The organism is Roseovarius sp. 217 (assembly GCF_000152845.1).
Taxonomy (GTDB): Bacteria; Pseudomonadota; Alphaproteobacteria; order Rhodobacterales; family Rhodobacteraceae; genus Roseovarius.
On record NZ_CH902584.1, the window covers coordinates 4066056 to 4090961 of the forward strand.

Here is a 24906-nt window from a genome sequence, read left to right on the forward strand (position 1 = left end):
CGGTGCGGCATTGATGCTGACCATCGTACTTTACCCCTACGTCTACCTGCTGGCGCGCGCCTCGTTCCGGCAGCAATCGGGCAATGCCTTTCTGGTGGCGCGCACGCTGGGACGCTCGCCGATGCAGGCGTTCTGGCGCGTGGCTCTTCCGATGGCGCGTCCGGCGATTGCGGGCGGTGCGCTCCTTGCCATAATGGAGACGATCGCGGATTTCGGCACCGTGGCATTCTTCAACGTTCAGACCTTTGCCACAGGCATCTATCAGGCGTGGTTCAGCCTAGGCGACCGGGCCGCAGCCGCGCAACTGGCGCTCTGCCTGCTGGCCTTTGCGCTGTTGCTGGCGGGGCTGGAGCGTAGCAGCCGGGGGCGGTCGCGCACCGCCGGACGCGGCGCGCGGTTCGAGACGATGGAACGGCCTGTTCTAAAGGGAGCGGCGGGCTGGGGGGCATTCTTGCTCTGTTTCCTGCCGGTGCTCCTGGGGTTTGTGCTGCCGGTGATCATGCTGGGGGTGATGGCGATCGGCTCGGGGCAGAATATTCTCTCAGCGCGGTATCTTGGGTTCATGTCCAACTCGATCCTCCTGGCGAGTGTGGCGGCCGTGTTGACCGTCGCGGGGGCCATCCTTGTGGGATTTCGCGCGCGCACCCGTCCGGGGCGCAGTTCTCGCTGGCTGGTGTTGGGGGCCGGGCTTGGCTATGCGGTGCCGGGCGGGGTGATTGCGGTCGGGCTGATGGTGCCAATGGCGGGGCTGGACAATGCCATCGACGCCGTCATGCAAGAGACATTCGGCATCCGCACCGGGCTTTTGATCACGGGATCAATCTGGTTGATGATCCTCGCCTATATCGTGCGGTTCATGGCGGCCGCGCTCAATGCCTATGACAGTGGCATGGCGACGGTGCCGGGGCATCTGGATGCGATCGGCCGCTCCTTGGGACAGCCCGGACCCAAGCTGCTGACCCGTGTGCATTTGCCGGTGGCGCGCACCTCGGTGGTGACCGCGCTCTTGATCGTTTTCGTCGATGTGATGAAGGAACTCCCGGCCACGCTGATCCTGCATCCCTTTGACGTTCAGACGCTGGCGGTGCAGGCGCATCGCCTCGCCGCCGATGAGCGGCTCTCAGAGGCGGCGGTGCCCTCGCTGGTGCTGGTGGGCTTTGGCCTGATCCCGGTGCTGATCCTCTGTCGCACGCTGGGACGTGAAAGCATGGGACGGCGTGCGGCGAAACTGGGCACGGCGATTTCGGCGGGGTGATGGGAGGGGCAGTCGCCCCAAACGCCCCCGCGCGGAGTCAAGCCCGCAGGGCGCCGCGCGGATCGCTGGGCCGTCTGGCGGCCTAGCGATTTCGAGAGGTAGCGCCGCTCTGAGGGCTCATACAGGCTTTGCTGGGATTAAGTGGCAGCCACGGTTGTCGCGTCGCTAGTCCACGGCCCAGCGGTCCGCGCAGCTTACCACACCACACCGCGTTACTCCCCCGGACGCCGCAGGCTGAATATCTCGCGGATCACCGAATAATCCTGATACCCAAGCCGAGTCAGAGGCGTGTAGCGGGTGATGTCAAAGCGGCCATCCACCATGCAATCATCGCGCATGTGAATGCCTGTCACTTCGCCGAACACCACGAAATTCGCCTCACCCGGCAATTGCACGATCTCGGTCAACTTGCATTCCAGACTCGCCGGAGAGGCCGCCACCCGCGCGCAGGAAATCGTGCTGCACTCGGCTTTCTCCAGCCCGGCATCGACAAATTCATCCACGTCACGCTCCCATGCCCCAGAGGTGCGATTCATCGCGTCGCGCAAGGCCTCGCTTACGATATTCACGCAAAACACGCCGGTCTCACGGATATTGGCCACACTGTCCTTGGTATCGCCGCGATCCGCCTTGGCCGCAGTCGAGGCGAACATCACCTGCGGCGGCACATAAGCCACGGCATTGAAAAAGGAATAGGGGGCGAGGTTATCCTGCCCATCGGCACCCCGGCTCGAGATCCAGCCAATCGGGCGCGGCGTCACAATGGCGTTGAACGGGTTGTGCGGCAGGCCGTGGCCATCCTCGGGTCTGTAAAACATCCACCTCTCCTTGGTCATCGGGTTTGTGCCTGTCGTAGCGTCGTGCTACGCGCATGACCAGTTGATTTTCGCAAGGACAGAGCCCGGCATGTTCACCCTCGAGACGGAGAAAGCCGTTGATTATTGGGAGGTTGAGGCCCTCTATGACCTGTGCTTTGCACCGGGGCGCGAGGCGCTGTCGTCCTATCGCCTGCGCGACAACGTGCCAGCCGTCGCCGATTTGTGCCTTGTGGTGCGCGATGGTGAGGGGATTTTGGCCGGGGCGATCCGCTACTGGCCTGTGCGGATCGGGGCGGCGCGCGCGCTCCTGCTGGGGCCAGTGGCCGTGCATCCCACCCATCAGGGCGAGGGGTTGGGCGCGCTTCTGATCCGCGACAGCTTGGAGCGGGCAGAGGCGCTGGGCTGGGAGCGGGTCATTCTGGTGGGCGATGCGCCCTATTACAGCCGCTTTGGATTTGCCAAGCTGGCCTCGGTGGAAATGCCGCCCCCCACCAACCCAGAGCGCGTTCTGGGGCTGGAACTGCGCCCGGGCGCATGGGACACTGTGGCGGGCAAAGTGGCCCGCGATGCTTGAATTCTAGCGCCGCCGTGGCCAGTTCAACCGGGTAAAACCCTTGCGGAGCACGCAGATGGAGCTATTGGGCCGACCAATCGGTGAGACCGAGATCGAAACGCGCATGAACGCGTTGGTGCAGCGCAATGCTCGGGCGGGCAATGGGGTCATTGACCTGCTCAACCTCGTGGGGGGACAGGCCGAGGGGCTGCTGGACCGCCTGCCACCGGCGCTGCGGATGCGGCTCAACGAGACCACCGAAGAGGCGCTCCGCCGTGCTGCCGAGATAGCGCATCGCTCGCGCAGCGTCGTCGGCGAACAGCCCGGATGGCGGACACGCGCGCTGACCGCTTCGATGGGGGCTGTGGGTGGCATGGGCGGTCTGCCATCGGCCTTGGCAGAGTTGCCGATGACGGTGACGGTGCTGCTGCGGGCGATTCAGGATGTGGCAGTAGAGCACGGGTTTGATCCATCTGAGCCCAGTATTCGGTTCGATTCCATCGAGGTGTTCGGTGCGGCTGGTCCGCTTGAACGCGATGATGGGGCCAATGCGGGCTTTATCGGGACGCGGATGACGGTCACTGGCCCTGCGCTCACGGCGCTGATCGCGCGGGTGGCCCCGCGTCTGGCGGCTGTGCTTGGGCAAAAACTGGCGGCGCAAACGGTTCCGATCCTGGGCGCTGCGGCGGGGGCGGCCACCAACTATGCCTATACCCGCTACTATCAGGATATGGCGCAGGTGCATTTCGGGCTACGGCGGCTGGCGATTGATGCCGGGCGCGAGAGACAAGATGTGGTTGCCGAATTTCGCGCCAAAGCCGCCAAGACGCGGCTGCGAAAAGGGTAAAAGATACCGGGTCCAGATTGATGGATGTCGTGGGCATAAGTTTATCAAAATCAATTTTATAGGCGTTATGAAATTTACCCAGAACGGCCCGGACACCCGTGGGTTCCAGTGCCGAAGACCACGACCCTCGCGCGGCGTGCGCCTCTTGGCGAGATAGGAGCAAACAGCACCCGAACCGGGACCGCGACCGGGAAAAATGACCACTGCACTGCCAAGGGCTGCGAATTTTCTTGATATTCTGTGCCGAGATCATACCGTCGGGACAATGAATTTAAGCAAGGTGTTCGATATGGCAGCAGAATCAGATCATGGACACGCTCTGCCGTCATGGTTCGCATCTCCCGGTGATGGGGATGTTCTTGCGTGGCTGTCTTTGGCTTTGATCATCGGGGCGCTTTACGCGCTCGTGACGCTCTATGCGGCATTTGACCGTTGGGCAGAGCATCAGTCACACGGAACGCCTTTGGCCAAAACCATTCCGACAATGCTGACGGTTGCCTTGCTGTACGAAATATTTCCTCTTGGACATTTCAACATCCTGCTCCCGATCAGTGCGATCCTGATTGCCTTGATGGCGGATTGGGCGCGCTTCAATCTGAGAGGGGCGACGGCGGCTGAGAGTGATCCGCGACCGGATGTCGAAATCCAGACAAGCGAGGCAGACCGTGTTTGAGCTGCTACTGACCTCGTTTCCGGTCATCATCCGCTATTTCCAGTTAAAGCGCCGAGGGGAGGCTCTGACCGTCTGGAACATGCGCACGGCAGTTCTGATCTGGGCTGTGCTGGCGTTCCTGCTGTTCCTCGTCATCTTCTATTTCCACCCCAAATCCTATTCGGGCATCGTCCCCTTTCGCACCATTTCCGTGGTTGCGCAGGCCAGCGGGCCGGTCACCGACCTTCCAGTTCGCAATGGTCAACGGGTCGAACCCGGTGATCTCCTGTTCCGTGTTGACAGCCGGTCCCAAAAGGCGGCTCTGGCACAGGCAGAGGCCGAGTTTGCCAAGATCAGCGCGGCAGAAACCAAGGCTGGTGAGACCCTGAAGGTGGCGCAGTTCAGTGTGGTCGAGGCGACGGCGTCGCTGGAAAAGCTGAGGGTCGATCTGGAGAATGCGCAGACTTTGGTGTCCAGAAATGTCGGGACACGAGATGCGGTTCGCGAGCTTGAGGCCTCGGTCGCAATGGCGCAGGCGGCATTGGAGTCCGCAGAGGCACAAGTGGGCCTCGCCCAAACGGATATTTCCGAAAGCCTGCCGGCGCAACGTCGGGCGGCTGAGGCTGTGCTGGAGAGTGCAAAGGTCGCGGTCGATCAGACCGAGGTACGCTCTTTCTCAGGCGGGGTGGTAACACAGCTTGCGATGAGCGTGGGCAGTCCGGCCTCGACCCTGATCCTCAGCCCGGCCATGGTGATCATTCCGGATCGGCCCGAGGGATGGCCGGTGCGGACGATCGCGGGGTTTTCTCAGGTCGCTCGCGGGACCATTTATGACGGAATGCCCGCTGAAATTGCCTGTGACAGCAACGTCAGCCTGTCGTTCCGCAACGCGGTCCTGCCTGCGCGGGTGGTTGCAGTCCAGCCTGCGATTTCCACGGGGCAGATCGTGCCGGGTGGGCGCTTGTTGGACCCTGCCGATATGCTGCGACGCGGCTCGATTCTGGTTTATCTCGAGCTTGAGTATCCCGAGCACGAAAAGATCATGCTGGATGGCAGCGGGTGCTTGATTCAGACCTATACCAGCAATCTTCCGGGATTTTGGGGGCATGTGATCGCGGCGACGGGCGTGATCAAGGCGGTCGGGTTGCGCATCAAGGTCTGGGGATCGCTGGTGTCGGGGGTGGGTCTTGCCGGGGGTGGTGGGCACTAAGTCCCCTTCGCCCTACATCTGCTCGCGTAGATAATCCATCACAGCCGGGCGCACGCTTTGGGCGCCGCGCGCGCGCTCGATATGAATCACATCACGCAATCCCCCAAGGTCGATCCGCCGCAACAGGCTTTTGACCGGGCCGATAGAGGCGGGGCGCATCGAGAGCGTGCGAAATCCGATCGCGGCAAGACACGCAGCCTCAACGGGGCGGCCCGCATCCTCGCCACAGAAACTGAGCGGCGTGCCAAGGGTGGCGCAGCGATAGACTATGCCTTCGAGGAAATTCAGAAAGCTGATGTTGAGCGTGTCGTAGCGGCGGCGCACGCGCTCGTTCTCGCGGTCGGCGGCAAAGAAGAACTGCTTGAGATCGTTCCCCCCGACCGACAAAAAGTCCACCTCGGAATAAAACGCATCCGGCGCAAAGGCGAGCGATGGGGTCTCCAGCATCGCCCCCACCTCGATCAGTTCGGGAATCGGATGGCCCAGAATGCGCTCGCGCTCCAGCGCCTTTTCCATCTCGGCGCGGGCGGCGGTGAATTCGTCGCGCTGTGCGACAAAAGGGAACATGATGGTCAGCGGGCGGCCCTTGGCCGCACGGATGAGCGCCTGAAGCTGCATCCGCATCACCCCCGGCTTGTCCAGCCCAACCCGGATCGCGCGCCAGCCCATCGCCGGGTTGGGCTCGTCATTGGGCTTCATATAGGGCAGCACCTTGTCCGAGCCGATATCAAGCGTGCGGAACACCACGCGCTGTTGGCCTGCGGCATCCATCACCCGCGCATAGAGCTCTGACAATTCGGCCCGTTTGGGCATGTGGTTGCGGATGAGAAACTGCAACTCGGTGCGAAACAGACCCACCCCCTCGGCCCCGGATCCGGCAAGGCTCGGCAGATCCGCCATAAGCCCCGCATTCATCTTGAGTTTGATATGCTGGCCACAGAGCGTCTCGGCGGGCTTGTCCCGGATCGAGGCATAGCGTTGCTGCGCCTCGGCCTGCATCGCCATCTTGTCGCGAAAGGCCGACACCACGGTATCGTCTGGGCGCAGATGCACAATGCCCTGATCGCCATCGACAAGGATCAGATCGCCGTTCAACGCCTCGGTGGTGATGCGATTGGCATGGATCACCAGCGGAATCGCCAGGGCTCGCGCGACAATGGCGGCATGCGACCCGACCGATCCCTCTTCCAGAACGATCCCCTTGAGGCTGCGACCATAGTCCAGCAATTCCGCCGGGCCGATGCTGCGGGCGATGAGGATCGGATCGGGCGGCATATCCGCGCCAGTCTCGTGGCCCTGACCGGTGAGGATACGCAACAGGCGGTTCGACAGGTCATCCAGATCATGCAGCCGCTCGCGCAGGTAGGCATCCGTGACCTGTGTCATGCGGGCGCGGGCGGCGGATTGTTCCTTTTCCACGGCGGCCTCAGCCGAGAGGCCGCTGTCGATATTGGCCTCCATCCGGCGCATCCAGCCCTTGGAATTGGCGAACATGCGATAGGCCTCGAGCACCTCCATCTGGTCCTTGTCGCCGCCCTTGGCAGACGTCAGCATACGATCAACGCCCACGCGCAACGTCTCGACCGCCTCGTTGAGGCGCGCCAACTCGCGCACCGGATCATCGGCAATTGGGTTGGTGACAACCACGCGCGGTTCGTGCAGCCAGACACGGCCCTGCGCGGTGCCCTCTTGCGCGCTGGTGCCACGAAAGAGCACGGCCTGCTGATGGCGGGCCGACATGGCCGCCCCTTCACCCACGAAGGCGCCAAGCTCGGCCATTTCGGCCAACACCATGGCGACCACCTCGACCGCATAGATTTCCTCATCCGAGAACAGTCGCGCCTGTTTCGATTGCACGACGAGAACGCCCAGTTTTTCACCAAGCCGCTGGATCGGGACGCCGAGAAAGGATGAATAAGCCTCTTCCCCGGTTTCCGGCATATAGCGAAAGCCGCGCTCCGCGGGGGCATTGTCAGTGTTGATCACCTCGCCGGTGCGCGCCACACGGCCCACCAGACCTTCACCCATGCGCATCCGGGTCTGGTGCACGGCCTCGGGTTTAAGACCCTCTGTGGCACAAAGTTCCAGCGTGTCCTCGTCGCGAAACAGGTAGATCGAACAGACCTCGATCCGCATTTCCTCGGCGATCAGGCGTGTAATCTGGTCAAGACGGGTCTGGCCGCCTGCATCCTCGGCCATGATGGCGCGCAAGCGGCCCAACATCTGGCGGCTGTCGGTCTTGAAATGGTCGCTCATGCGCGGCGGTCCCCCGGGGCGGATTCAGGGATTGGCCAGACCCGGGACCGGTGATGTGGGGGCCGGGTCAGGCCGCTTTGTCTAACTCGAAGGCATCATGCAGCGCCTGAACCGCGAGTTCCATGTATTTTCGGTCGATCAGCACGGAAATCTTGATCTCGGAGGTTGCAATGACTTTGATGTTCACACCTTCATCGCTCAGCGTCTTGAACATCTTGGCGGCAACGCCCGATTGGCTGCGCATGCCAATGCCCACAGCCGAGACCTTGGCCACATTCGTATCAGCGATCAGGTCGTGATAATTGATCTCGCCGCGCTCTTTGGCATCGCGCAGCGCCTTTTCGGCGCGGATCACCTGATCGACCGGGCAGGAAAAGGTCATGTCGGTGCGCCCCTCCTCTGCAATGTTCTGAATGATCATGTCGACATTGACGCCCGCCTCTGACAGCGGGCCAAAGATGGCGGCGGCGATGCCGGGGCGGTCAGCCACCGAAATGAGGGTCATTTTCGCCTCGTCGCGAGAATAGGCAATACCGCTGACAACCTTTGATTCCATGATTTCCTCCTCGGCGCATACAAGCGTGCCGGCCGCGTCCGATGGTTCCTCGAAACTGCTGAGCACCCGCAGTTTCACATTATAGCGCATCGCCAGTTCTACGGAACGGGTTTGCAGCACCTTGGCCCCGAGCGATGCCAGTTCCAGCATTTCCTCAAACGCGATCTTGTCCAGCTTGCGCGCCTTTGAGGTGATGCGCGGATCGGTGGTATAGACCCCGTCCACATCTGTGTAGATATCGCAGCGCTCCGCGTCAAAGGCGGCGGCAAAGGCCACGGCGGTGGTGTCAGAGCCGCCACGCCCCAATGTTGTGATCCGACCCTCAGGAGAGATCCCTTGAAACCCGGCCACCACGGCCACGCGCATGCCTTGGGCGAAGCGGCCATTGATGTTGTCGGTCGGGATTTCTTCGATCCGGGCGGCGCTATGGGCGGAATTGGTCTTGAGCGGCACTTGCCAGCCTTGCCAGCTGCGCGCCGGAATTTCCATTTCCTGAAGCGTCAGAGCCATCAGACCGGCGGTGACATTCTCACCCGAACTGACCACGGCATCATATTCGCGCGCGTCATACAGCGGCGAAATCTCTCCGACCCACCCCACCATTTCATTGGTCTTGCCGGACATGGCCGAGACGATGACGATGACGTCATAGCCCTTGGCCACCTCAAGGCCCACGCGCTTGGCGGCGCGGCGGATGCGGTCGATATTGGCGACCGAAGTGCCGCCGAATTTCATCACGAGAACGGGCATGGATGCAGTCCTGAGCCGATTTATCGCGCGGGGTGTACGCGCGGGCAAGGCGCGGCGCAAGGGGGGAGGTGTCGTAGGGGGTTCGGGCGCCGCCGTCGCCCTCTACGTTCAATAGGGATGGTCGCGCCCGTCCCATGTCTGAAAGCAGCCCGTCGAGGCGATATCCAGCGCGGCAAAACGCTCCGCCAGGCCCGTTGCGGCCTCGTCCACGGAAATCTCCGCAGTGTCACCGCCCATGTCGGTGCGCACCCAGCCGGGGTGATAGATGCCCACCGAAATCCCGTCCCCGCGCAACTCACTGGCCAGATTGCGCCCGAGATTCAGAGCCGCCGCTTTCGAGGCGCGGTAAATGTAACTGCCGCCGGGCGCGCGGGTGTGGCTTGCCATCTGGCTAGAGATGATCGCGATCTTTGCCGATTGGCCCGCGCGCAGATTCGGCAATAGCGCCTGAACGGTCAAAAACACGCCGGTGACATTTGTGGCAAAGGTCTCGGCCCACATCCCGACCGGATAGCCAGTCTCCAACGATTGACCTTTGTCGGCATAAACGCCTGCATTGCAGATCAATAGGTCAATCGGCTGACCGGCGAGGCACTCGCCAAGGGCCGCACAAGAGGCAGGGTCCGTCACGTCGAGGGCGATTTCCCGTTCAGCGGGCCTGCGCGCGGTGGCGGTGACGCTGTGCCCTTGGCTGCGGTACTGATCGGCGAGCGCGCGGCCGATACCGCGATTGGCCCCTGTGATGAGGATATGCATGTCAGACCTTTCAGATCAGTTGGATTTGCGGCGCGGAACAAACGGCAGCGGGGCCACGGGCACCCCGTCCTCGATCAGCTTGCGCGTCTCTTCGGGCTTGGCTTCGCCGTAGATGCTCCGCTCCGGCGTCAGCCCGTCGTGCATGTCACGCGCCTCGCGGGCAAAGTTGAGCCCGACATATTCCGATTGTGTCTCGATTCGATGCTTGAGCAGGGCAAGCGCCTGTTCGGCAGGGCCGGGAGCATTCGGCGCTGCCTCAGGTGTGTTGTGCAGGCTGGGCGCCATCAACGCCTTCTGCACGTCGGACATGCCGCAGATTGCACAATTGACCATGCCAGCGCCCTGCAGTTTCTCAAAAGCGGCAGCGGATTGAAACCAACTGTCGAACTGATGATCTGCGGCGCATTTGAGGGTGAACTTAATCATAATCTGATCCATTGCAGTGCCGTCGATAGTTACGCCGCTGCGCGGAAAATTCAAGCTATGCTTTTGATCTTACAGCCCAAGCCGTTGCGGATTGAAACTTCGAATGATCTCTGCCAGTTCGGGTTCCCTCACCCGCGCCGCGGCCTTTTTCGGGCGAAACCACTTCACGCGGCGCTGTCCGGCTTCGGGAAAATGCGCGGTCTGCGATTTCACACGAACCGGATAGACAAGGGCCACACAGGGCAGGCCGCGATCAGGTCCGATGGTCTTGGCATAGGAATAGAGGCCGAGGCAGGTGTCGTAGGCGCGCCCTTGCACGCCCGCTTCTTCCCATGCTTCGCGCAGGGCCATGGCGGCCGGGGTGCGGCCCGATGCAGGCCAGCCCTTGGGCAAGATCCAGCGACCAGAGCCACGGCTGGTGATCAGCAGGATTTCGGGCTTGTTCCCGACCATGCGAAAACAGAGCGCCGCGAACTGCGTGCGAATCTCCGATTTGGGGACTGCCGACAAGAGGAGCGGCATCTGCTTGAGTTTCAAAAGCGTCACCGGCCTGACCGCTCCCCATGTCGCCATACATCCCTGTGATCCGTATAGCGCGGGGCTCGGGCCTCGGACCAGCAGATTTTCACCTGTCATTTCTGATCAAAAGAATCGGAATTGACATACCTTATTAATTAAGTCAGAAATTACGAGCCAAGCCAGCCCGTCGTGGTGCGAGCCCGGCGTAACCTGCAACAGAGGACTGCAAGGCATGGCACATGTAAATTTTTTCTCGGCGGGGGCTCTGGCATGATCCGCGCGCAAACCAAATCAGACCCCGATCTGGTGGCCGAGGCCACCTGCCACGACGCCCGCGCGCTGACGAATGGGGCCAACACGGCCTTGATCGTGCTCGACGGGCAGATTTACACGCTGCGCATCACCCGCGCAGGCAAGCTGATTCTCACCAAATGAAACATGCGCGCGACCTGACCGGCGAGATGCCGGTGGCCCAAATCTCTGAGATGCATCACCTGAACAGGCTGGTGGTGGCCTCGCTGCGGGCGTGGAACGCGGGCGGCGCACTGCGCGCGCATGCCCTGCTGTGCGAACGGATGGCAGAACCGATGGCGCTCGCGGCGTTTGAGGCGCTGCATGATCTGACCGAGGCGCTGGGGGCAACTCTGCGCCGCCCGTTGCGCTGTCACACGCCGCAGTGCGGCTGTGTCGGTATGGACGAGGCCGCCTTTGCCCGGTTTGTCGAAGAGGCGGCGCTGGGCGACCGCGAAGATGCCCTGATGATGGCAAGCGTGCTTGTCACTGCGCGCGGCATTCTGCCGCTGACCGAGGCGGCGGCGCGCTTTGGATTGTGTTTGCACAGGGCAGACCTCTGTGCGAAATCCGCGCGGATTCCGGAACCAACAAGCGCCACCCGGCATTAAGACAGGGGAACTGGCCATGATGATCTGTCACTGTATGTCCATCACCGATACCGATATTCACCGGGCCATCGACTGGATGCGCGCGGCCGATCCGGACACGCTGATCACCCCCGGCAAAGTATACCGCACCTTGGGCAAGCGAGCCGATTGTGGCGGATGTCTGCCACTCTTTATTGACACCATGCGTCAAGCGGATAGCCTGAGCATACCTATGCACCTGCGCGGACTTCGCCGCGCGACCACACAGGGAGACGCATATGAAAGGCGACGCCAAGGTCATCGACTATCTCAATCAGGCACTCAGGAGTGAGTTGACAGCGGTCAGCCAATACTGGCTGCACTACCGCTTGCAGGAGGATTGGGGATATGGCCGCATTGCCGCCAAATCCCGCGAGGAAAGCATCGAAGAGATGCAACACGCCGACAAGCTGATTGCGCGGATCATCTTTCTGGGCGGGCATCCAAACCTGCAAAAGCTGGACTCGCTCAGGATCGGAGAGAATTTGCGCGAGACGCTCGAGGCAGACCTGGCCGCCGAACACGACGCGCGCACGCTCTATATCGAGGCGCGCGGCCGTTGCGAAAGCGTGGCGGATTACGTGTCAAAGAACCTCTTTGAAGAATTGATCGCGGATGAGGAGGGGCATATTGATTACCTCGAAACGCAGATCGACCTCTTCGATAAATTGGGCGCCGAGCGGTATGGCCTGCTCAACGCCACCCCGGCCGATTCGGCAGATTAACGCGCGCGTGGACTGAGGGGGGTGCCTGACCACGTCGGGTGCTTGCCCCTCACCGCATCCAAAATCCGTTCCGCTTGATCGTGTTGCGGATCACCTGCTCGCGGCGTGGCAGGTCGTCTTGGTCAAAGAGCGCCCGCACCTTCAATCCCCTCCCCTGATAGATCATCCGCTTGGCGGGATCGTAAGCCTTGAGCACGCGCTTGATCTTGTTGGGGGCGGTCACATCTTGCAGGACGTTGACCACATGATCGGCCTCGCGCGCATAGAGCAGCGGCAAGAGCCGGTAATGACAACTGACCGCACCATCCAAAAGGCCGGGCGGCAGCGTGTCGCGCCCACCCCCAAGCGAATGGATCACTAGGGGCAGCGCCACCTGATCGAGCCAGGGATCGAGCGATTGGCAGATCAACTCGCGCGGCGCGTCATCGCGGATGCCGAGCGCGTAATCGAGAAACCGTTGACCAAAGACATGCGGGCATTGGTAGAAAAAGAAGCCGGCGTTGAAATAAAGATAGCGTTGCCAGTAGCCCTCGGGCTGGCCAGGATCGAGCGAGGTTTCGAACGCAATGCCAAACTTGTCGTAGAGCGATTTCCAAATCTGGGTATTGGTTGGCCCATAGAGCTCGATCTGCGGCCATGTGCCTTCACGGCGCAGCGACGCGGTGGGGCGACTGAAATCGAACGGCACCGACGCAAGATCACCACAGATCAACGTATCAGTGTCGAAAAACACAAAGGGCTCCCCCTTGGGCAAGGCGAACAGCGCCTCGATCTTGTTTCCATAGGGATAGGCCGCGCCGAAATGACGGCTCTCAAAAGCCAGGAATTCCGCGCCGAGATCGGTCAAGAGCGCTCGACTGTCCTCGTCCTTGATGCGCGGGTCATCCCGCCACAGCGGCCCCGGCTGCGGCTCCGCCACAAAAAGACGCCCCGGAAACTCGGGCGAGGTGGCCCGCAGCGACGCGGCAAAGAGAATGGCCTCGTATTGCAACCGACCAGCCTGACCAACGATCAGGATATTATATGTCTGGGGCGCCTGTTTTTTTGGGGCCATTCTTGTCGTGATCCTGCCTGACTGCCGCCGCTACTATGGGGTTTTCCACCGTCCAGATAAAGCGATTATCGCAGGGCGGCACGCCGCATGGATCAAAAGCGCAGGGTCAAACCGGCAAGCGGGCCCGAGAAGGTCGCGTCGAATTTTCGGCCATTCTTGCTGTAATCCACATAAAGATGCCGGTAGCCTGCCGAGAGCCAGAGCCGGTCATTGGCCTGCCAGTTGAGGGTGCCAACCAACTGGGACGTCATGTCAGATCCCGCACCAAAGCCGCCGACATCGGCATAGCCGATAAAGGACCAGCGATCCGAGAGGCGGATATTGGTGCGCGCGGCCAGGATCGGATCCGTAAAGCTCACGTCGATCCCGGCGGCAAGGCCCGGCACCGGCGTCGTCGCGCGCCCCTCGACCTCCCAGTGGCGCAAACCGACCATGAAATCGACCGCCGCATCGGGCGTCGTCAGTGCCCGGTAGCCTGCGGTGAGTGTCAGTGAGGTTTGCTCAATCCGGCCCTGCGCGGGCAGGCCGGGGGCAGGGGCTGGCAGTGGCACGATCCCGCTCCGCGAACTGGCCGAATGCGAAATGTCCCCCATCACCACGAACTGCTGATAGCGGGCATACCCCGTGAGAAACAACGCCGCGTCGAGATCTTCGAGAACATCCGACAGCCCCTCGTCAAACCGCAACGACGGGCCGCCCGCAAGAGGCGTGATCGTGCCACCAACACCCGTCCCCCAGGCGTAGGGCGTGATCTGGGCGCTCCAGTCCTGCGCACGCGCCGGCGCAGCAAGGCTCAGGATCGCGAGCAGGGCCAAAACCCGCGCCCACATCAGAGCCGGTCTTTCACGATTGACCCGCCTTTGACGATCATCGCAAGGCTTTGCTCGGGCGTATCCAGCCAGTCGAGCCCGGCTTCCGGCTCACCCTCGACAACCAGAAGATCGGCCATGGCCCCCACATCGATCACGCCCAACCGCCCCTCATAGCCCGCACGGTCCCCCGACAGGGCCAGCAAGTCGCCCGCCGCCCCCGTCGCCATGCGCAAGGCCTCGAGCGGGGGCATGAACCGGCTCAGCTTGGCCAGTTGCCGCCCCTGACTGCTGGCCCCTGCGGGGTTCATCAGGACGTCGGTGCCAAAGGCCATGTTGACCCCTTCGGCGCGGCCCAGCTCAAATGCCAGCTCTGTGCCTGCGGACACCTCTTCCTGCTTGGCGCGTTGCACGGGATCAGTGCGGGGATTGGCATCCTCATCCATCAAGAACGGCTGGATTGACCACCACGCGCCTGCATCGCGCATCATCCGCACGGTTTCGAGATCCGCCAATTGCCCGTGCTCAATGGATTTCACCCCGGCGCGCAGGGCGCGCTGGATGCCCTTGGGCGTATAGACATGGGCGCAAACATAGGTGCCCCAATCCGACGCGGCCTCGACGGCCGCGCGCATTTCATCCTCGGTATATTGCAGGCTCTCAAGCGGATCATAGAGCGAGGTGACACCACCCCCGGCCATGATCTTGATCTGGCTCGCGCCCTTCATCAGTTGCTCGCGGGTGCGGCGCAAGATCTCAGTGCGCCCGTCGGCGATCGCAACCACGCCAACCTTCTCGGTATAGCTCAGGTCGCCATCGGCGCGGGGCAATTCCGAAATCATGCGAAAATCGCCATGTCCCGAGGTCTGCGACAGCATCGCGCCAGAGGCAAGGATGCGCGGACCGCTAAGCGCGCCTCGGTCAATCGCCAGTTTCAGGCCAAAGGCCGGTCCGCCGGTGTCGCGCACCGAGGTAAATCCGCGCATAAGCGTCGCGTCCGCCTCGCGCCCTGCCATCAGGTGCACGAAACCGATATCCGCTGTCATCGCCTGAAGCTGGGTCACACCGACCAGCGTGCTGTGCCAATGCGCGTCGATCAGGCCCGGAATGACCGCCCGTCCACCACAGTCGATGCGCTCCGCCTCGCTTGGTCCCTGTCCAGCGGCAGGCAGGCCGGTGATCCGCGCGCCCTCGATCAGAATGTCGCGCCCTTGGGTCAACGCGGGGCCGTGACCATCGAAATAACGCAGATTGCTCAGCAACAGCGGGCGTCCGGGCGTCTGCGCCCGCGCCTTACGTGGCGCAAGACCAAAGCCCGCGTAGAGACCAAGGAGTGCCGCCGTCCCGCCCAACATCTCGCGGCGGTTGAGATCCGCCTCAATCCGGGCAAAGGCCGCCTGTGTCGTCGGCGCTCCGCAGAGACAGCAATCAAGGGCGGCGTGGGGCGGGGTATCGGTATGGCTGCAAATCTGGCACATGAAAGGCTCTCTCCCAACTGCGTCAATCAAGCATGCAGGGCGCCAATCGCGCCATCCACGCAATCTAAACTAGAGACCGAACCGCCTGCGTCAACGCAAAGCACATGCCAGCGGCCAAAAAAACCGAAAATGCAGTCGAAATTTGAGAGGGTCAGAGTGGTGGGCGACCCAGGAATCGAACCTGGCGTGCGTCTCCGCGAGGGAGTTACAGTCCCCTGCCACACCTTGCGGCCTGTCGCCCACTGTCCAGCGCTTGCGCGTCTGGCGTGGGGGGCTGATTACTAGTGGCTGCATGCTGCGTCAACCGGAAAATCGCTTGCAAGCCATGCCTGCCCGTCGCATTGTCGCGGGCCGGAAAAGAGGGGCCTTATAGCCATGAAAAAACCCCGTTGGGTGATCGACAAGGAACAGGCCAAACGGGCGTCGGCCTCTGAGACCGTGTGGCTTTTTGGGCTGCACGCGGTGCGCGACGCGCTGGAGAATCCATCCCGTGAAAAGCTGCGCCTGATCGTCACAAAGAATGCCGCGGACAAGCTGGAGGCGGCGATTGCCGCAAGCGGGATCACCCCGGAAGAGGTTGATCCGCGCAAATTCAACGCGCCGCTTGATCCCGGTTCGGTGCATCAGGGGGCCGCTCTCGAGGTCAAGCCGCTCGATTGGGGGCCGATAGGCGAGGTCTGTCTTGGCGACGGACGCACAGCCCCCCGTGTGGTGCTTCTGGACAGGGTGACGGACCCGCATAACGTGGGCGCGATCCTGCGCTCCGCAGAGGTGTTCGGCGCGCGGGCGGTCATCGCCCCTCGCCACCACGCCGCCCCCGAGACCGGGGCGCTCGCCAAGACCGCCAGCGGCGCGCTGGAGCGGCAACCCTATCTGCGGGTGCGCAATCTGGCGGACGCCATCATCGAGTTGCAGGCGATGGGGTATCTGGTGCTGGGACTGGCGGGTGAGGCGGAGATGACCATCGAGGCAGCCATGGAGGGGCGGCGCGACCGGCCCGTGGCCCTTGTGCTTGGGGCCGAAGGGCCGGGCCTTCGAGAGCGCACGCGCGAGGTCTGCGATGCGCTGGTGCGGATTGAGTTCGCCAGCGATTTCGGCTCGCTCAACGTGTCGAACGCGGCTGCCGTGGCGCTCTACGCCGCACGCGCCTGAGGCAGGGCGGCGGCATCCTCAAAGGCAGTGAGAAACCGCCCCTTGATCATCCAACTGAGGCCAAAGGCACAGAGCCCGAGAGATTCAAACAGGAAGGTCAGGCGCAGGCTGTCCCAAAAGGCTTCGATGCTCTGCGCAAGACCAAGGGGCAGGATCATCTCGAGCAGCGCCGCCTTGACCGCCAGCACGCCCACCACGGCAAAGATGATCCGCCCAAGCATGCGATACCACCGATTGCGCCGGTCCTTGCGGCTGCCAGCAAGCCGCGCGGTGGTCGTATTGTCGCGGGTAAAGACAAAAGTCGAGAAATACCCCAACACGAGAAACATCACCCCCGCCGCCCCGAAATGCATCATTTGAAGGGCCGTGGGCACATCCGGGCCGATGGTGGCGAAACTGGCCCAGAAATCATAGCTGATCGTGCCGTCGACCGTGCCGCCCGGCGGGTGGAACCCCTCCGAACCGCTGGCATTGGTCAGGAACACGGCCGCCACCTCGCCAGTATAGGCACAGCCAGAGCCGGTTGTGGGCACAAAGGCCACGATAACCGCAGCCACCCCAGCGAGCTTGAGCAGCGCCACGTCATACCAATGCCAGCCCAAGCAGCCCTCGCGCCCCGGCGCGCGAAAGCTGTAAAAGAACATCAGCAAGAGGCCGATAAAACTGAGCGCACCCACGAGGATATCCCCCCCGATGCGGCTGAAATAATAATGGCTGATCGAGGCGTTGAAGCAGGTGTTGGTCAGGATCGACACCAGCCCAAGCGACACCGGCAGGCCAAGCGCCACATAGCCAACACCCAGATTGAGGCGGCGCAGGTCGACGTCGAACGGAAGATCACGCAAGTCAGGGAGCGGGTCGTTTGTATCGGTCATCGGGCGTGTCCTTTGTCTGTCAGCCAAGACCAGACTAGCGCAGGACCACCGCTATCCGAAACGCTTTCACGCCTCAGGCCGCGTCCTCCTCGCCGTCCGCCTCCGGCGCGGTCCAGCGATTGACATAATCGGATTGATAGACCTTATCCGCCGATTTGGTCGAGCGTTTCGGCTTGCGCACCGCATAGTCGAGGATGATCCCACCCTCGGCCAGAGATCCCGACAGACGCGGGCGCTTGCCGGTCACATTGGGATTGGTGGTCGTCACCACCTTGCGCGCATGGGCGGGTTTGATCGGTTGCAGCGCACAATGGAGCACCTCATAGCCCAGCGTCGCCTCCCAGAAGCCATACACCATCTCGGGGTTGATCTGGTAAAAGGAATGGTTGACCCAATTGTTGCACGGGCTGTGCCCGATCAGCACGCCGCCGGGTTTCAGCATCTTGTGGATGTTGCGATAGGCGGTGGGCAGATCAAAGATATGCTCACACGTGCCGCCGTCATAAATCACGTCGAATTTGCGCTCCAGCTTCTTGGGCAGGTCCGCACTCAAATCCTGAATGATGCTCGCTTTCTCGAAATCCGAGAAATCCATCGAGTCGATCGACTCAAATCCCAGTTTCCCAAAGAATCCTTCCGAATAGGTCTCGCCCTCAGGGATGAGATCGGCCTCGCTCACGCCCGGCATATGGTCCGCCATCACCTGAGTGAACACCCGCGACGACGCGCCGCGCCGCGACCCGATCCATCGCTGCCGCCCCAGCATCAGAAACTTGCCGCCCAGATCGTGGCTCTTGACTGTTTCGATTAGTCGGGCGGCGAGGGTATCAGGAATGGCCATATCTCTGCTCTCTGAAAATCCGGCCCGTCTGGCCAGTCCTGGATGGGAACCGACTTGATGCGGCCTTGAGCGCACTCTGGCGCTTTTGCGACGTGGGATCAAGCGGGCGAGGGCGGCTGCGCGCAGTGCAGACCAATGCCCGGATGGTCTTGACCCTCGCGCGCGGCTCAACTACTTACGCCCCGAGTGCGGGCGTTGTGTAATGGTAAGACCCTTGCCTTCCAAGCAAGAGACGCGGGTTCGATTCCCGCCGCCCGCTCCATCCTCGTCCCAGCGAATACGCCCTGCGGCTGATCTGTCCCCTTGACCCGGACGTCAACGCCCGCCAAGAACCGTTGCCAAATGGTGAGGAATTAAGACCTATGGTGCGCAGAGCCGAAAACGGCGCTGATCTGCTAGATCGCGAGAAATCGAAACGTGTGGGTGCGCTGGCCGAATTGTGGCCGTTCCTGCGTCCCTACCGGCGCTTGTTGGCCGCAGCCATACTGGCCCTGGTGGTGACGGCCAGCGTCGCGCTGATTTTGCCCTTGGCGGTGCGCCGTGTGGTGGACAATTTCAATGCGGATAACGGAGCCATCCTCGATCAGTATTTCGGGGCGGCGTTGCTCATCGCGGCGCTTTTGGCGGTAGGCACCGGCCTGCGCTATCTCCTGGTCACGCGGTTGGGCGAACGTGTCGTCGCCGATATCCGCAAGGGCGTGTTTGACCGGGTGATCGGCATGAGCCCCGCCTTTTTCGAGAAACTCATGACCGGCGAGGTGCTGAGCCGCATCACCACGGACACCACGCTCATTCTCTCGGTGATTGGCTCATCCATTTCCATCGCCCTGCGCAATCTGCTCATCCTTGTGGGCGGCATGGGGCTGATGCTGCTGACCTCGGCCAAGCTGACCGGCCTCGTGCTGCTCATCGTGCCGCTGGTCATCGTGCCCATTCTGACCCTCGGACGGCGGATGCGCGTGCTCAGCCGCGAGAATCAGGACTGGATCGCCAATAGCTCCGGCAATGCCTCCGAGGCGCTCCTGTCGGTGCAGACCGTGCAGGCCTTTACCCATGAAGGCGAGACCCGCGCGCGCTTTGCCGATGTGACCGAGCGCAGCCATGACGCGGCGCGCCGCCGTGTGAACACCCGTGCCTTGATGACGGTGATCGTGATCTTTCTCGTCTTCACCGGCATTGTCGGCGTGCTCTGGATCGGCGCACGCGATGTGCGCGCCGGCGAAATGACCGCAGGCAGTCTTGTGCAATTCGTGATCTATGCGGTGATGGTCGCAGGCGCGGTGGCAGCACTCTCGGAGATCTGGGGCGAGTTGCAGCGCGCGGCCGGAGCGACAGAGCGTCTGGTCGAGTTGCTGCAAGCCGAAGACCCGGTGCGCGATCCTGCCCGCCCTGTGGCTGTGCCGCGCCCGGTGCGGGGCGAGATTGCCTTTGAGGATGTGCAATTCACCTATCCGTCGCGGCCCGGCATCGCGGCCCTGGATCATGTGAGCCTGACCATCCGCGCCGGCGAGACCGTGGCCCTTGTCGGCCCCTCGGGCGCGGGCAAGACCAGCGTTATTCAGCTGATCCAGCGATTCTATGACCCGGATGCCGGGCGCATCACGCTGGATGGCGTGCCCTTGGCCGATATGGCACGGCACGAGTTCCGCCGAGATCTGGCGCTGGTGCCTCAAGACCCGGTGATCTTTGCCGCGTCGGCGCGCGAGAACATCCGTTTCGGACGGCTCGACGCCACCGATGCCGAGATTGAGGCCGCAGCGCGCGCGGCGGCCGCGCATGATTTCATCTCGGCCTTGCCCGAGGGGTATGACACCTATGTGGGCGAGCGCGGTGTGATGCTCTCGGGTGGACAAAAGCAACGGATCGCCATCGCCCGCGCCATCCTGCGCGACGCGGCGGTGCTGCTCTTGGACGAGGCCACAAGCGCGCTCGATGCCGAAAGCGAGCGTGCCGTGCAACGCGCGGTCGAGACGATGGCCCGCACGCGGACCACGATCATCGTGGCGCATCGGTTGGCGACAGTGAAAAAGGCCGATCGCATTGTGGTCATGGATCAGGGCCGGATCGTGGCGCAGGGCACGCATGACAGTCTGGTGGCTGAAAACGGTCTCTATGCCCGGCTCGCGCGCCTGCAATTCACCGATGGCGAGGCCGCCTGAGCGCGGCTATTCGCCTCTTGCCGCGCCCGGCCCGATTTGGGATAAGACCGTAGCGATCAATCACGGAGAGCCACATGCCCGCACGCATCTACAAACCGGCCCGAAACGCCATGCAATCCGGCACCGCCAAGACGCGGCATTGGGTGCTGGAATTCGTGTCCGAGACGGCGCGTGAGGTTGATCCGCTGATGGGTTGGACCTCGAACGCGGATACGCAGGCGCAGGTCAGACTGCGGTTCGAATCCAAGGAAGCGGCGCTGCAATATGCCAAGGATCAAGGCATCGACGCCGTGGTTCAGGAACCGCACGCCCGCAAACCCAATATCCGCCCCGGTGGCTATGGCGACAACTTCGCCACCAGCCGCCGTCAGGTCTGGACGCACTAGCGCGCGCCGGGCGGCACCTCTCCGAGATTTGGTCCCGAAATTCTCTTCGAAACAAAAACGCCCCAGAGATCATCCGGGGTGTTTTCTAATCCGGAACTTGTGGGTAGTGATCAGGCGGCGCGGAAAAAATCCGAACGCTCTGCCAGATCAGCAATCAATGTTTCGCGCTTCAGACCCAGTTTGGTCAGCTTGGCGTCGCTTGCCATCGACAGGATTTCAACGTCATGAGCAAAGCGGTTTGCAGCAACCACAGACTGGAAAAACCCGTCGATCACGCGTAGCGGCGCAAGCGCGAGGCGGGCGAAGTTCCCGAGAGCCGGTGCCGAAACAGTGCTGTGGGACGAATAAGCCATGGCTGAACTCTCCTGAGGTTGCCGAATGAATATGCCGCGTATGCAGCATAAATATACTGCGTTGCAGCAATTTTCCATACCACAGTATGCAACCCCGCTCTGCGCGAGTGGCATGGCTCAGGCCGGATCTGTCTGAGACTGGCCGGATCAGGCGCGGCCCATGCGCCCCGCGCGCCCGCCCCGACGCTTGCGCAGCAATCCGGCGCGGTCGGGCAGGGCCTCCATGATCTCGCGCCGTTCGTCAGGTGACATCTTGGTCCATCGGGTGATTTCGTCGATCGAGCGCAGACATCCCGTGCAGACCCGCGCCTCGGGATGCACCACACAGATCTTGACGCAAGGGCTCTCGACCTCGTTTCGCACCCATGGGCTCTCATCTGTCATGCTCAGCCCTCATATGGCTCATCCGGTCCAACACCCCTTGCAGGATATAGGCCGCCGCGATGTTGTCGATCACCTGCATGCGACGCTTTCGTGTCGCATCCGCCTCGAGAAGCGCTCTTTCGGCCGCCACCGTCGACAAACGCTCGTCCCAATAGCCGATGGGCGCGTCCGTCAAACGTGACAGATTGCGGGCAAAGGCGCGGGTGGATTGGGCGCGCGGCCCTTCACTCCCGTCCATGTTCCGCGGCAGGCCAAGAATGATCCCGCCCACGTCGCGCCCCGTCATGATGTCGAACAAGCGCGCGGCATCCTCCGTGAACTTCACCCGCTTGACGGTTTCATGCGGGCTCGCCACCGACCAGAGCCGATCCGACAGCGCCACGCCAATCGTCTTGGTCCCAAGATCGAGCCCCATGATCGCACGGCCGCGCGGCAACGCCCCGGCAAAACCTGCAATCTCCTCAAAGATCATTCCGCCACACCCGCAGCGTCCGCCGCTGCCCGCACCAACGCCAACCGCTCCGGCTCATCGGCAAAGACCGCCTGCGCCTCGGCCCAGATCTCTTGCGCCTTGTCTTGCTCACCCAGCACGCCATACGCACTGATCAGCCGCGCCCAATCCTGTTCGGTGCCGCCTTCGTTGGCCAATCGCTCCGCCAATCCCGCCACCATGCCCCGGATCATCTCTTGGCGTGCCTCGGGGTCCATGTCTTGGGCGGCGGCGATATCCGCCGCAGTCGGCCCCGGCGCACCCGCCTCGGGGGGCAGCGTATAGCGCACCCCGGCGCGCGCTGCCAAGTCCTCGATCTGCGCCCGGATTGCGGGCACCCAAGGGGCCTCCGGCGTGCTCTCATCGAGCAGCGCCTCCCACAGCCGGAACGCCGCATCGGGTCGGTCCACCTGCATCATGTAGAGCCCAAGATAGAACCGCGCGGACGGTTCGCGCCCGTCCTTCTCCAGCGCGGCACGCAGCACCTGTTCAGCCTCGGACGAGACATAGCCACCGCTTGCGTTGATCATCAGATCCGCCAGCATCGCATGATCGGCCGCCGTGGCTGTCGCACCCTTGACGGCAATCAATCGCTGCTGCGCCGTGCGCGCGGCGACCATATTGCCAAGCGCGGCCTCGCTGCGCACCAGAAAGCGCAGCCCCTGTTGGTCCTCGGGTCGCTCTGCCACGGTCTTGCGCAACTGCTCGATCAGTTTGAGATAGTCTTCGTTCGTGCCCTCGGGCACGCCGCCCTCACCGGGGCCAAACCGCTCTTCCGCCGCCGCCTGATCCAGCCGCGTCGCCCGCGCCGCGTCCGAGGCGGCGATCCGCGCCGCCATCGGCAAATCCTCATAGCCCGGCGCGCCGACCCGGTCATAGATCACCACACCACCGCCCGCGATCACCGCCACGATCACCCCGGCCATCACCATCCCTGCGCCGCGCGGCTGCCCGCCGCTCTCGCCACCCTGACGCAATTGCGCATCCGCCGCCAACACCTTGCGCGAAATCTCCGAGCGCAGCCGCTCGGCATCCTCAGGCGCAATCACACCGCGCGCGGTGTCACGTTCGATTTCCTTCAACTGATCCCGGTAAACCTGCAGATCATAGGCCGCAGGCGGCGCTTCGCCCACCCGCCCGCGCAGCAGGACGAGGCCCAGAACAGCCCCCACGCCGATCGCCAATGCCGCAACGATGATCCAGAAACCCATGTCTTTTCCTTCTGTGTTGTCCCCATGTAACCGCCCGCGCGCCCGGAAAAAAGGCCCAAGCGGTCACATCCCCGCGCCCAGCCCGCGCCCCGATGTCGCAATGTCGCTATTGATACCGTTTCCGCCGCCCGGAGTATCCTTTCAACCGGCCACCTGACGCATTACGGTGTCACTCGCATCCAAGCCCGAATCCAGCCAACTCCAGAGAGCGCGCATGAAACACTATTCCGCCTTTGCCGTCGCCCGAGAGGCGCTCCGCCACCACATGGGATGGGAGCGGGCCTGGGCCTCGCCCGAGCCGAAAAAGAAATACGATGTCATCATCGTCGGCGCAGGCGGGCATGGCTTGGCCACGGCCTATTATCTGGGCAAGAATTTCGGCATCACCAATGTCGCGGTGCTGGAAAAGGGCTGGCTTGGTGGCGGCAACACGGGCCGCAACACCACCATCATCCGCTCCAACTACCTGCAAGACCCCTCCGCCGCGATCTACGAGAAATCGCGCTCGCTGTATGAGACCCTCTCACAGGATCTCAACTACAACATCATGTTCTCCCCCCGTGGCCTGATCATGCTGGCCCAGACCGAACATGAGGTGCGCGGCTACCTGCGCACGGCCCATGCCAACGCCCTGCAAGGCGTCTCGACCGAATTCATCTCCGCCGCCCGCGTCAAAGAGATTGTCCCGATCATCAATCTCGACGGCCCGCGCTATCCGGTGCTTGGCGGCCTCTATCAGGCCCGCGGCGGCACGGCGCGCCACGATGCGGTCGCGTGGGGCTATGCCCGCGCCTGTTCCGCCATGGGGATGCACATCCTGCAAAAATGCGAAGTCACGGGTATCTCCCGCGAGAATGGCCGCGTGACGGGCGTCACCACAAATCGTGGCGATATCGGCTGCGACAAACTCGGCATCGTCGTCGCGGGCCACTCCGGCCACTTGGCCGATATGGCGGGCTTCCGCCTGCCCATCGAATCCGTGGCACTTCAGGCGCTTGTGTCCGAACCGATCAAACCCTGCATGGATTGTGTCGTCATGGCCAACACCGTGCATGGCTACATGTCGCAATCCGACAAGGGCGAGATGGTGATCGGCGGCGGCACCGACGGCTATAACAACTACACGCAGCGCGGCTCGTTCCACCATATCGAGGAAACCGTAAGGGCGCTGATCGAGACCTTCCCGATGGTCGCCCGCCTCAAGATGCTGCGCCAATGGGGCGGCATCGTCGACGTCACCGGCGACCGCTCGCCGATCCTCTCGAAAACCCCCGTCGATGGCATCTTCATCAACTGCGGCTGGGGCACCGGCGGCTTCAAGGCCATTCCCGGCTCCGGCTGGGGCTTTGCCGAACTGATGGCCAAGGGCCACTCCCCGCTCTGCGACGAATTCGGCCTCGACCGCTTCTATCAGGGCCGGTTTATTGATGAATCCGTCGCCGCTGGCGTCGCCCACTAAGGAGGACTTGAC

28 protein-coding genes and 2 tRNA genes are annotated in these 24906 nt (G+C 62.7%); 14 read left to right on the forward strand and 16 right to left on the reverse strand.

The window, feature by feature from the left end; translation table 11 throughout:
- Positions 1-1255 (forward strand): ABC transporter permease (locus ROS217_RS19535; RefSeq protein WP_009819536.1); only part of this gene is annotated, 1255 nt, incomplete at its 5' end.
- A 212-nt stretch (positions 1256-1467) separates the two neighbouring features.
- On the opposite strand, the gene ROS217_RS19540 is transcribed toward ROS217_RS19535, so the two are convergent.
- Positions 1468-2073, reverse strand: a complete 606-nt coding sequence (locus tag ROS217_RS19540) for a flavin reductase family protein (RefSeq protein WP_198134904.1) — start codon at positions 2071-2073, stop codon at positions 1468-1470.
- Between the two features lie 88 nt (positions 2074-2161).
- Between ROS217_RS19540 and ROS217_RS19545 the strand changes: the two genes are divergently transcribed.
- The 4 genes from ROS217_RS19545 to ROS217_RS19560 all read left to right on the forward strand — a co-directional run bounded on the left by ROS217_RS19545 (position 2162) and on the right by ROS217_RS19560 (position 5335).
- Positions 2162-2647, forward strand: coding sequence for a GNAT family N-acetyltransferase (locus ROS217_RS19545; RefSeq protein ID WP_009819538.1), 486 nt, complete (start codon positions 2162-2164; stop codon positions 2645-2647).
- A 55-nt stretch (positions 2648-2702) separates the two neighbouring features.
- Positions 2703-3473, forward strand: coding sequence for an EcsC family protein (locus tag ROS217_RS19550; protein WP_009819539.1), 771 nt, complete (start codon positions 2703-2705; stop codon positions 3471-3473).
- A gap of 196 nt (positions 3474-3669) precedes the next feature.
- Complete coding sequence (locus ROS217_RS19555; protein ID WP_254656461.1) at positions 3670-4146, forward strand: hypothetical protein; 477 nt, start codon at positions 3670-3672, stop codon at positions 4144-4146.
- Positions 4139-5335, forward strand: coding sequence for an HlyD family secretion protein (locus ROS217_RS19560; RefSeq protein ID WP_040650790.1), 1197 nt, complete (start codon positions 4139-4141; stop codon positions 5333-5335). The genes ROS217_RS19555 and ROS217_RS19560 overlap by 8 nt, the downstream gene beginning before the upstream one ends.
- Before the next feature lie 12 nt (positions 5336-5347).
- Here the strand turns inward: ROS217_RS19560 and ptsP are convergent, their stop codons facing one another.
- From ptsP to ROS217_RS19585, 5 genes are all read right to left on the reverse strand, one after another.
- Positions 5348-7591 carry a phosphoenolpyruvate--protein phosphotransferase gene (gene ptsP, locus ROS217_RS19565; protein WP_009819542.1) on the reverse strand — a complete coding sequence of 748 codons (2244 nt, stop codon included), beginning with the start codon at positions 7589-7591 and terminating at the stop codon, positions 5348-5350.
- A 67-nt stretch (positions 7592-7658) separates the two neighbouring features.
- The gene (locus ROS217_RS19570; RefSeq protein WP_009819543.1) at positions 7659-8897 is read right to left on the reverse strand and encodes an aspartate kinase; all 1239 of its coding nucleotides are present in this window, start codon (positions 8895-8897) and stop codon (positions 7659-7661) included.
- 108 nt (positions 8898-9005) lie between these two features.
- The gene (locus tag ROS217_RS19575; RefSeq protein WP_009819545.1) at positions 9006-9653 is read right to left on the reverse strand and encodes an SDR family oxidoreductase; all 648 of its coding nucleotides are present in this window, start codon (positions 9651-9653) and stop codon (positions 9006-9008) included.
- Between the two features lie 15 nt (positions 9654-9668).
- Entirely contained in the window at positions 9669-10079 is a 411-nt protein-coding gene (locus ROS217_RS19580) for a DUF1178 family protein (RefSeq protein ID WP_040651784.1), read from the reverse strand.
- 69 nt (positions 10080-10148) lie between these two features.
- On the reverse strand, positions 10149-10652 hold the full coding sequence (locus ROS217_RS19585) for an NUDIX hydrolase (protein WP_157046639.1): 504 nt from the start codon (positions 10650-10652) through the stop codon (positions 10149-10151).
- Positions 10653-10868: 216 nt separating this feature from the next.
- Between ROS217_RS19585 and hemP the strand changes: the two genes are divergently transcribed.
- From hemP to bfr, 4 genes are read left to right on the forward strand one after another with little or no spacing between them, the layout of a single operon-like run.
- Positions 10869-11033, forward strand: coding sequence for a hemin uptake protein HemP (gene hemP, locus ROS217_RS23655; protein WP_009819548.1), 165 nt, complete (start codon positions 10869-10871; stop codon positions 11031-11033).
- A complete protein-coding gene (locus ROS217_RS19590; protein ID WP_009819549.1) occupies positions 11030-11500 on the forward strand; it encodes a hypothetical protein in 471 nt (156 codons plus the stop codon). Before hemP ends, ROS217_RS19590 begins: the two co-directional genes overlap by 4 nt.
- Positions 11501-11516: 16 nt before the next feature.
- The gene (locus ROS217_RS23660; RefSeq protein WP_083781571.1) at positions 11517-11810 is read left to right on the forward strand and encodes a (2Fe-2S)-binding protein; all 294 of its coding nucleotides are present in this window, start codon (positions 11517-11519) and stop codon (positions 11808-11810) included.
- Positions 11758-12243, forward strand: a complete 486-nt coding sequence (gene bfr, locus ROS217_RS19595; RefSeq protein ID WP_009819550.1) for a bacterioferritin — start codon at positions 11758-11760, stop codon at positions 12241-12243. Before ROS217_RS23660 ends, bfr begins: the two co-directional genes overlap by 53 nt.
- Positions 12244-12292: 49 nt before the next feature.
- On the opposite strand, the gene ROS217_RS19600 is transcribed toward bfr, so the two are convergent.
- From ROS217_RS19600 to ROS217_RS24170, 4 genes are all read right to left on the reverse strand, one after another.
- A complete protein-coding gene (locus tag ROS217_RS19600) occupies positions 12293-13297 on the reverse strand; it encodes a hypothetical protein (RefSeq protein ID WP_009819551.1) in 1005 nt (334 codons plus the stop codon).
- 92 nt (positions 13298-13389) lie between these two features.
- Entirely contained in the window at positions 13390-14127 is a 738-nt protein-coding gene (locus ROS217_RS19605; RefSeq protein ID WP_009819552.1) for a hypothetical protein, read from the reverse strand.
- On the reverse strand, positions 14127-15584 hold the full coding sequence (locus tag ROS217_RS19610) for a metal-dependent hydrolase family protein (protein WP_009819553.1): 1458 nt from the start codon (positions 15582-15584) through the stop codon (positions 14127-14129). Before ROS217_RS19610 ends, ROS217_RS19605 begins: the two co-directional genes overlap by 1 nt.
- A 157-nt stretch (positions 15585-15741) precedes the next feature.
- Positions 15742-15825 (reverse strand) — tRNA-Tyr (locus tag ROS217_RS24170).
- A 134-nt stretch (positions 15826-15959) separates the two neighbouring features.
- Between ROS217_RS24170 and rlmB the strand changes: the two genes are divergently transcribed.
- Positions 15960-16736: a 23S rRNA (guanosine(2251)-2'-O)-methyltransferase RlmB gene (rlmB, locus tag ROS217_RS19615; protein WP_009819554.1), complete on the forward strand. Its 777-nt coding sequence runs from the start codon at positions 15960-15962 to the stop codon at positions 16734-16736.
- Here rlmB and ROS217_RS19620 read toward each other — a convergent pair.
- The gene (locus ROS217_RS19620; protein WP_009819555.1) at positions 16718-17611 is read right to left on the reverse strand and encodes a hypothetical protein; all 894 of its coding nucleotides are present in this window, start codon (positions 17609-17611) and stop codon (positions 16718-16720) included. The two genes, rlmB and ROS217_RS19620, sit on opposite strands and share 19 nt — an antisense overlap.
- Before the next feature lie 73 nt (positions 17612-17684).
- Positions 17685-18452, reverse strand: a complete 768-nt coding sequence (locus ROS217_RS19625) for a class I SAM-dependent methyltransferase (RefSeq protein ID WP_009819556.1) — start codon at positions 18450-18452, stop codon at positions 17685-17687.
- Positions 18453-18640: 188 nt separating this feature from the next.
- Between ROS217_RS19625 and ROS217_RS19630 the strand changes: the two genes are divergently transcribed.
- From ROS217_RS19630 to ROS217_RS19640, 3 genes are all read left to right on the forward strand, one after another.
- Positions 18641-18714, forward strand: a tRNA-Gly gene (locus ROS217_RS19630).
- A gap of 100 nt (positions 18715-18814) precedes the next feature.
- A complete protein-coding gene (locus ROS217_RS19635; RefSeq protein WP_009819557.1) occupies positions 18815-20611 on the forward strand; it encodes an ABC transporter transmembrane domain-containing protein in 1797 nt (598 codons plus the stop codon).
- A gap of 74 nt (positions 20612-20685) precedes the next feature.
- Positions 20686-20997 (forward strand): ETC complex I subunit, encoded by a 312-nt coding sequence (locus ROS217_RS19640; protein ID WP_009819558.1) that lies wholly within the window; start codon positions 20686-20688, stop codon positions 20995-20997.
- A 110-nt stretch (positions 20998-21107) separates the two neighbouring features.
- On the opposite strand, the gene ROS217_RS19645 is transcribed toward ROS217_RS19640, so the two are convergent.
- The 4 genes from ROS217_RS19645 to ccmI all read right to left on the reverse strand — a co-directional run bounded on the left by ROS217_RS19645 (position 21108) and on the right by ccmI (position 23435).
- Positions 21108-21350 (reverse strand): hypothetical protein, encoded by a 243-nt coding sequence (locus tag ROS217_RS19645; RefSeq protein WP_009819559.1) that lies wholly within the window; start codon positions 21348-21350, stop codon positions 21108-21110.
- Positions 21351-21497: 147 nt separating this feature from the next.
- Positions 21498-21734: a DUF1289 domain-containing protein gene (locus ROS217_RS19650; RefSeq protein WP_009819560.1), complete on the reverse strand. Its 237-nt coding sequence runs from the start codon at positions 21732-21734 to the stop codon at positions 21498-21500.
- Positions 21724-22206: a Holliday junction resolvase RuvX gene (gene ruvX, locus ROS217_RS19655; protein WP_009819561.1), complete on the reverse strand. Its 483-nt coding sequence runs from the start codon at positions 22204-22206 to the stop codon at positions 21724-21726. Before ruvX ends, ROS217_RS19650 begins: the two co-directional genes overlap by 11 nt.
- Positions 22203-23435 carry a c-type cytochrome biogenesis protein CcmI gene (gene ccmI, locus ROS217_RS19660; protein WP_009819562.1) on the reverse strand — a complete coding sequence of 411 codons (1233 nt, stop codon included), beginning with the start codon at positions 23433-23435 and terminating at the stop codon, positions 22203-22205. Before ccmI ends, ruvX begins: the two co-directional genes overlap by 4 nt.
- A 214-nt stretch (positions 23436-23649) precedes the next feature.
- Between ccmI and ROS217_RS19665 the strand changes: the two genes are divergently transcribed.
- Positions 23650-24894 (forward strand): sarcosine oxidase subunit beta family protein, encoded by a 1245-nt coding sequence (locus tag ROS217_RS19665; RefSeq protein ID WP_009819563.1) that lies wholly within the window; start codon positions 23650-23652, stop codon positions 24892-24894.
- Positions 24895-24906: the final 12 nt, after the last annotated feature.